Source organism: Roseisolibacter sp. H3M3-2 (assembly GCF_029211165.1).
In the GTDB taxonomy this organism is placed as follows: Bacteria; Gemmatimonadota; Gemmatimonadetes; order Gemmatimonadales; family Gemmatimonadaceae; genus Roseisolibacter.
The window spans coordinates 1-7654 of the sequence record NZ_JARGEK010000172.1; the positions used below are offsets into that span (position 1 = coordinate 1).

At 74.9% G+C, this 7654-nt stretch carries 5 protein-coding genes; 3 read left to right on the forward strand and 2 right to left on the reverse strand.

Annotated features, from left to right (window positions below):
- Together PYV61_RS14510 and glgP are read left to right on the forward strand one after the other, a co-directional pair.
- Positions 1-210 (forward strand): hypothetical protein (locus tag PYV61_RS14510; RefSeq protein WP_275832754.1); only part of this gene is annotated, 210 nt, incomplete at its 5' end.
- A gap of 159 nt (positions 211-369) precedes the next feature.
- On the forward strand, positions 370-2100 hold the full coding sequence (glgP, locus tag PYV61_RS14515; RefSeq protein WP_275832757.1) for an alpha-glucan family phosphorylase: 1731 nt from the start codon (positions 370-372) through the stop codon (positions 2098-2100).
- 74 nt (positions 2101-2174) lie between these two features.
- Here the strand turns inward: glgP and PYV61_RS14520 are convergent, their stop codons facing one another.
- Positions 2175-4247, reverse strand: a complete 2073-nt coding sequence (locus tag PYV61_RS14520; protein WP_275832759.1) for an amylo-alpha-1,6-glucosidase — start codon at positions 4245-4247, stop codon at positions 2175-2177.
- Positions 4244-6220 (reverse strand): malto-oligosyltrehalose trehalohydrolase, encoded by a 1977-nt coding sequence (treZ, locus tag PYV61_RS14525; RefSeq protein ID WP_275832761.1) that lies wholly within the window; start codon positions 6218-6220, stop codon positions 4244-4246. The genes PYV61_RS14520 and treZ overlap by 4 nt, the downstream gene beginning before the upstream one ends.
- An 89-nt stretch (positions 6221-6309) precedes the next feature.
- On the opposite strand from treZ, the gene PYV61_RS14530 reads away from it, so the two are divergent.
- Positions 6310-7654: AAA family ATPase (locus PYV61_RS14530; RefSeq protein ID WP_275832762.1), on the forward strand; the 1345-nt coding region annotated here is incomplete at its 3' end.

A 7654-nucleotide genomic window follows, 5' to 3' on the forward strand; every position in this document is an offset into this window, starting at 1 on the left:
GCCGTGGCGCCGCGCCTCCCGCTGGTGCTCGCCCCCGACGGCGCGGCGCCGGTGGGCGGCGTCTGGGGGGACGCGACGCTCCCGATGCCGCCCGCGCCCGCGTGGCGCGACGCGCTCACCGGGCGCCGCTACCCGGGCGGGGAGTCGCTCCCGCTGGCCGCGGTGCTGGCCGAGCTGCCGGTCGCGCTGCTGCTGGCCGACGGCGACTGACGGCGACTGACGAAGACGTCACGGTCACCTCCGATCCGGGCGGTCGTCTGGGGGGTACCGGGGGGAGGCCCGTCCAGCCCGCCGACCGGCCGTGTTAGCTTCCCCGACGTCCGCCGCCCCCGGGCGGCTTCCCCACCTATTCAGTCCCCGAGGTACCCCATGGCCGCGGCCCGCCCCACGACCGTCGCCTACTTCTCGATGGAGATCTGCCTCGAGCAGGCGATCCCCACGTACAGCGGCGGCCTCGGCGTCCTCGCCGGCGACACGCTGCGCTCGGCCGCCGACCTGCGCCTCCCCGTCGTCGCCGTGACGCTGGCGCACCGGCAGGGCTACTTCCGCCAGCACCTCGACGCGGAGGGCGGGCAGACGGAGGCGCCGTCGGAGTGGCAGCCCGAGAGCCGCCTGCCGCAGGTCCCGCAGACCGTGACCGTGCAGGTCGAGGGGCGCACGGTGACCGTGCGCGCCTGGCGCTACGAGGTGCGCGGCGTGACCGACGGCGTCGTGCCGGTGTTCCTGCTCGACACGCGGCTGCCGGAGAACTCGGAGTTCGACCGGACGCTGACCGACACGCTCTACGGCGGCGACTCGCGCTACCGCCTCTGCCAGGAGGTCGTGCTCGGGATGGGCGGCGCCGCGCTGCTCGACGCGATGGGGTACGGCGAGGGGACGCAGTACCACATCAACGAGGGGCACGCCGCGCTCCTCTGCCTGCACCTGTTGGAGCGCCGCCTGTCGGGGCGCCAGCCGTGGGAGGCGAGCGTCGAGGACGTGGAGGCCGTGGCGCGCCGCTGCATCTTCACGACGCACACGCCGGTGCCGGCGGGGCACGACCGCTTCACCGGGGAGCTGACGCGCGAGGTCCTCGGCGACCGCGCGGCGACGCTCGACTCGTTGAAGCTGTGGGAGGGGACGGACCTCAACATGACGCGGCTGGCGCTGCGCTGCTCGCGCTTCATCAACGGCGTGGCGCTGCGGCACCAGCAGGTGTCGCAGGAGATGTTCCCGGAGTTCCCGATCGGCGCCGTCACCAACGGCGTGCACGCGGTGACGTGGACGGCCGAGCCGTTCCGCCGGCTGTTCGACAAGCACTTCCCGGAGTGGCGGCGCGACAACAACTACCTGCGCTACGCCATCACCGTCCCGATCGAGGAGATCCGCGACGCGCACCGCGCGTCGAAGGCGGCGATGCTCGACGAGGTGGAACGCCGCGCCGGCGTCCGCCTCGACCCGCGCGTCTTCACGATCGGCTTCGCGCGCCGGGCGACGACCTACAAGCGCACGGACCTGATCTTCCAGGACCTCGACCGGCTGCGCGCGATCGCCCACAAGGTCGGGCCGATCCAGATCGTGTACGGCGGCAAGGCGCACCCGAAGGACGACAACGGGAAGGCGATGATCCGCCGCATCCACGAGGCGGGGCGCAAGCTCGGCGACGCGGTGCGCGTGGTGTACGTCGAGAACTACGAGATGACGCTCGGCCACCTGCTGACGTCCGGCTCGGACCTCTGGCTCAACAACCCGATGCGCCCGCTCGAGGCGAGCGGCACGAGCGGGATGAAGGCGGCGCTCAACGGCGTGCCGAGCCTGTCGGTGCTCGACGGCTGGTGGATCGAGGGGTGCCTGGAGGGCACGACCGGCTGGGCGATCGGCGACGACTACACCCTGCCGTCCGACCCGGCGGGGGACGTTACGGAGCTGTACTACAAGCTCGAGCGCGTGGTGGTGCCGCTCTTCTACGGGATGCCGTACAAGTGGGGCGAGGTGCAGCGCAACGCGATCGCGATCAACGGGTCGTTCTTCAACACCCAGCGGATGGTGATGCAGTACCTGCAGAACGCCTACGTGCCGGGGTCGGGGGCGGACTCGCTGCTGGTGCAGCCGACCGCCTGAGCGTCGAGCGTCGAGCGTCGAGGGGGCGCCGCGAGGCGGGACGGTTTGTCCCCCGTGCGGCGCCCCCTCGACGCTCACCGCTCGACGCTCGACGCTCCTTCGTCCGTCATCCGCCAGCACCGCAGCAACTCCGCCACGCTCCACGCCTGCGCGACGCACCCGCGCGGCGTGAACGGCGCCTCGGCGTCGAAGATCTCGGCCACCGAGCCCACGCCGAAGTCGTCGAGGTGGCCCACGAGCCCAGACAGCCAGCGGCGCGCGCCGGCGCGGTCGCCCGGGTGGACCCTGAGCCAGGCGTCGACCCACGGGCCGATCAGCCACCCCCACACGGTGCCCTGGTGGTACGCGCCGTCGCGCGCGCGCAGGTCGCCGAAGTACTGCGCCTTGTACTCGGGGCTTCCCGGGGCCAGCGAGCGCAGCCCCATCGGCGTGACGAGCGTGCGCTCGGCCACGGCGACGACCGACGCCCAGCGCGACTGCTCGACCACCGGGTGCGGGAGCGCGACCGCGAGCAGCTGGTTCGGGCGCAGCTCGGCGCTGTCGCCGTCCGGTCCGTCGACCACGTCGTACAGGTGGCCGCCGCCCTCGTACCAGAAGCGGCGGTTGAACGACGCGCGCTGCCGCGCCGCCTCGTCGCGCCACCGCGCGTCGCCCGTCCACGCGGCCAGCAGGCAGAGCGCGTTGTGCCAGAGCGCGTTCAGCTCGACCGCCTTGCCGCGCCGGGGCGTCGGGATCCAGTCGCCCATCTTCGCGTCCATCCACGTCAGCTGGTACCCCTCGGCGCCCTGCGTCAGCAGGCCGTCGGCGGGGTCGACGCGGATGCCGTAGCGCGTGCCGCGCAGGTGCCGCTCGGCCACGTCGACGAGCACCGGCAGCAGCCGCCGGAGCGTCGCGTCGTCGCCGGTCACGCGGTGGTAGCGGTCGACCGCGTGGAAGAACCAGAGCGTGGCGTCGGCGGTGTGGTAGAGCCCCTCGTTGCTCCCGTCGGGGAACATGTTCGGGATCAGCCCGTCGCGGACGTACTGCGCGAAGGTGCGCAGGATGAACCCGGCCTCGCGCCACCGCCCGGTGGAGAGCGTGAGCCCCTCGAGCGCGATCATCGTGTCGCGCCCCCAGTCGGTGAACCAGTGGTAGCCGGCGATGACGGTGCGCACCTCGTCCCCGACGGCCTGCGCGCGCACGCGGTCGCGCAGCCGGCCGGCGGGCGTGATGAGGAACTGGTCGGCCGCCAGCACCAGCTCGGCCGCGGTCACGTCGTCGTCGGCCAGGCGCGCCGAGTCGAGCAGCCGGCGGCGTCGCTCCTCCTCGGCGGCGCGCGCGTCGGCCGGCGACAGCGCCGCCAGCACCTCCGGCGGCTCGGTCGAGGCGACCAGCGTCGCGGTCTCGCCGCGCGCGAGCGTCACGTCGAAGGCGCCCGGCGACCAGAGCACCCCGGTGTACTCGTACCCGCGCGCCGCCTCGACGCGGTACAGCAGTTCGTTGGTGCGCGTGTCCTCGACGCGGCAGGTCGCCGCGGCGCCGTGCACCGCCAGGCGGAGCGCCGGCAGCGTCGCTGCCCCCTCCGTCGTGACGACGAAGTGGCCGTCGGCCACCCCGAGCAGGTAGCGCGCCTCCTCCGGCGTCGTGACCGGGTCCTCGTAGCCGCGGAAGTGCAGGGCGGGGCGCAGCGTCAGCCCCACCGAGTCGGCGCCGTCGAGCAGCGCGTACGAGACGTGCACCGTGTTCTGCCGGTGCGGCATCAGCACGCGCTTCTGCACGCGCACGGTCGCCGCGCCGGCGGGGATCGCGTACTCCCACACGGGGAGCCCGGCCTCCAGCCGGAACTCGACCAGCCGCTGCGCGCCCGACGCGTCGAGCCGCCCCTCGGCCCACTCCTCGCCGCTCAGCGCCTCCTCGCGCCCGTCGGGGAGCCGCACGCACTCGACGAGGTGGTTGAGCATCACCATGCGGCCGAGCGGGTTGGCGAGCGACGCGACCAGCAGCCCGTGGTAGCGCCTGGTGATGACGCCCGCGAGCGTGCCCGACGAGTAGCCCCCGAGCCCGTTGGTCACGATCCACTCGCGCGCGAGCAGCGCCTCGACGTCGCGCGCCTCAGCGGACTCCCAGGTCAGCCGGCGCGTGACGCGCTCCAGCGGCGGGGCGCTCACGCGCCGCCCTCCGCCGACGGCTCGGCGGCCATCAGCACCGCCGACTCCGCGGGAAGCCGCCAGTTCTCCATGAGCCAGTGCGCCTTGTGGCCGGGCTCTGGGGTGCGCGGCGACTCCGACGCCTCGACCGGCGGCGTGCCGTGGCCGCCGTACGCGGGCGACTCGCTGGACCAGCGCAGGTGCCAGCGCCGCCCGCGCGGCGGCGCGAGGAGCGGCTCGGGGATCGGGTCGAGGTGCGCGGCGCGGTCGAGGTTCACGAGCAGCAGGCGGTCGTCGCCGTCCTCGCCGAACCAGCGCAGGAGGAAGGCGTGTTCGGTGAGGGTGGCGGCCTCGTAGCGGCCGGGCGTCGTGCCGACGCCGAGGCGCGGCGTCGACAGCACGGGGTCCCCGCGCCGCAGGCGCAGCAGGTCGCGGTGCAGCGCCGTCTGCGCCGGGTGGCGCTCGGCCTCGCCCCAGTCCAGGACGCAGCGCTCGAACGCGTGCGGGTGGTGCGGCACTGGCAGGTGCGCCTGCGACTCCTCGAGAGCGAGGCTGGGGAACTGGCGCAGCTCGCGGAAGCGCCCCTCGTGCACGAGCTTCGCCAGCTCCGGCTCGTGGTCGGCGAAGTACACGAAGCGGCGCGTCGAGCCGAACTCCTGGCCCTGGAAGAGCATCGGTGTCTGCGGGCCGAGAAGGAGGAGCGCGGTGAGCGCGCGCCAGCGGGGAGGGCTGGACTGGAGGCGCGGCCGCTCGCCGAAGCCGACGTTCGCGACCTGGTCGTGGTTCTCGAGGAAGTGCACGAAGCGCCACGGGGCCACGTCGAGCGCCGGGGTGCCGCGGCGCTGCCGCTGCCAGCGGTACCACTGCCCCTGGTACAGGAAGCCGAAGCGCGCCGCCGCGACGAACTCGCGCGCGGTCCCGCGGTGGTCGCTGAAGTACGCCTCGTCGCGGCCGGTGAGCGCCACGAGCGCGCTGTGGTGCCAGTCGTCGTTCCAGATCGCGTCGAGGCCGAGCCCCCCGTCCTCGGGGGCGCGCACGAGGTCCGCCCGCTGCTCCTCGTTCTCGTTGACGATCCACACGCGGCGCCCGCGGCCGGCCGCGCGGGCCCGCGTGCCCACGTCGCGCAGCACGTGGCGCGGCGACTCGTCGACGATGGCGTGCGTCGCGTCGAGGCGCAGCCCGTCGAGGTGGAACTCGTCCACCCAGTAGGCGGCGTTGGCGGCGAAGAACTCACGCACCGGCCCGCTCCCGGGCCCGTCGAAGTTCAGCGCCTCGCCCCAGTCGGTGCGGCGCGTGGGGTGGAAGTACTCGCGCGCGTACTGCGCGAGGTAGTTGCCGTCGGGGCCGAGGTGGTTGTACACGACGTCGAGGATCACCGCCAGGCCGAGCGCGTGCGCGCGGTCGACGAAGGCGCGCATGTCGTCGGGCGTCCCGTACTGGTGCGCCGGCGCGTAGAGGCCGACGCCGTCGTAGCCCCAGTTGAAGCGGCCGGGGAACTGCGCCACGGGGAGGACCTCGAGCGTCGTCACGCCGAGCGCGACCAGGTGCCCCAGCCGCTCGGCCGCGCCCGCCCACGTGCCCGCCGGGGTGAAGGTGCCGAGGTGCAGCTCGTACACGACGTGGCGCTCGGGCGCGATCCCGCGCCAGCCCGCGTCGGACCAGCGGAACGCCGTCGGGTCGACCACGGCGGACGGGCCGTGCGGCCCCTCCGGCTGCCAGCGCGAGGCGGGGTCGGGGAAGGCGTCGCCGCCGTCGAGGCGGTAGCGGTAGCGCGTGCCCACGTCGGCGTCGGGGGCGTGGCCGGCGTGGTAGCCGTCGGGCTCGGAGTCGAGCGCCACCGCGCGCGGGGTGCCGCCGTCGGGCGACTCGAGCAGCACCTCGACGCGGCGGCGCGCCGGGGCCCAGACGCGGAAGTGCACGCCGCCCTCGGGCGCGCGCTCGGCGCCCACGGGCAGGCGCCGCCAGGTGGGGAGCTGGAGGGTCGCGGTCGTCATCGTCCCCGCGGGAGCGCAGAAACGGTACCATCGCCGGCGCGCGCGGCACGCTGCTGGCGCTCCTGCCGCGGTAGCTTCCCGCCCACCGCATGCGCCTCGAGATCCCCGACCCGTCGCTGGTCCTGCTGGTCGGCCCCACCAGCAGCGGCAAGTCGACCTTCGCCCGCGCGCACTTCGCGCCGACGCAGGTCGTCTCGTCCGACGCGTGCCGGGCGATGGTCGCCGACGACGAGAACGACCAGACCGCGACGCACGCCGCGTTCTCGGTGCTGCACCACGTCGTGGCGCGGCGGCTGGAGCGCGCGCGCCTCACGGTGGTCGACGCCACCAGCGTGCGCGCGTCGTCGCGCGCACCGCTGGTCGAGCTGGCGCGCCGCTGGCACCTGCCCACCGCGGCGCTGGTGTTCGACCTGCCGCTCGACGTGTGCGAGGCGCGCCGCGCGGCGCGTCCGGACCGCGACGCCGGCGCGGACGTGCTGGCGCGCCAGCGCGAGCAGCTGCACCGCGAGATGGAGTCGCTGGCGACCGAGGGGCACGCCGTCGTGCACGTGCTGCGCACGCCGGAGGAGGTGGCCGCGCTCCGCCTCGTGCGCGTCCCGCTCCCGCCCGACCGGCGCGCGGAGCGCGGACCGTTCGACGTGATCGGCGACGTGCACGGGTGCGCGGACGAGCTGGAGGCGCTGCTCGCCCGCCTCGGCTACGCCCCCGACGCGGCCGGCGTGTGGCGCCACGCCGCGGGGCGGCGCGCGGTGTTCGTCGGCGACCTGGTGGACCGCGGCCCGCGCATCGTCGACGCGCTGCGGCTCGCGATGGACATGGCCGACGCGGGGAGCGCGCTCGTCGTCCCGGGCAACCACGACGACAAGCTGCTGCGCAAGCTGCAGGGACGCGCGGTGCACGTGGCGCACGGGCTGGAGCTGACGCTCGCCGAGCTGGCGGCGTCGCCGCCCGCGTTCGTGCGCCGCGTGCGCGACTTCCTGGCGGCGCTGCCGCGCCACCTGGTGCTCGACGGCGGCGCGCTGGTCGTGGCGCACGCGGGGCTGCCGCTGGCGCTGCACGGGCGCGACTCGCGCCACGTGCGCGACCGCGCGCTGTTCGGCGAGACGACGGGCGTCCCCGGCGCCGACGGGCTGCCGATGCGCATCGACTGGGCCGCCGAGTACCGCGGGCGGGCGCTGGTGGCGTTCGGGCACACGCCGGTGCTCGCGCCGCGGTGGAAGCACGAGACGGTGGACCTCGACACCGGGTGCGTGTTCGGCGGCGCGCTCACCGCGCTGCGCTGGCCGGAGCGCGAGCTGGTCGCCGAGCCGGCGCGGCGGCAGTACGCGGTGCCGGGGCGGGCGATCGCGGCCGATCCGTTCGTGAGACTGGATAGGGCGAACTCGGATAGAGCGAACTCGGATAGAGCGAACTCGGATAGAGCGAACTCGGTAG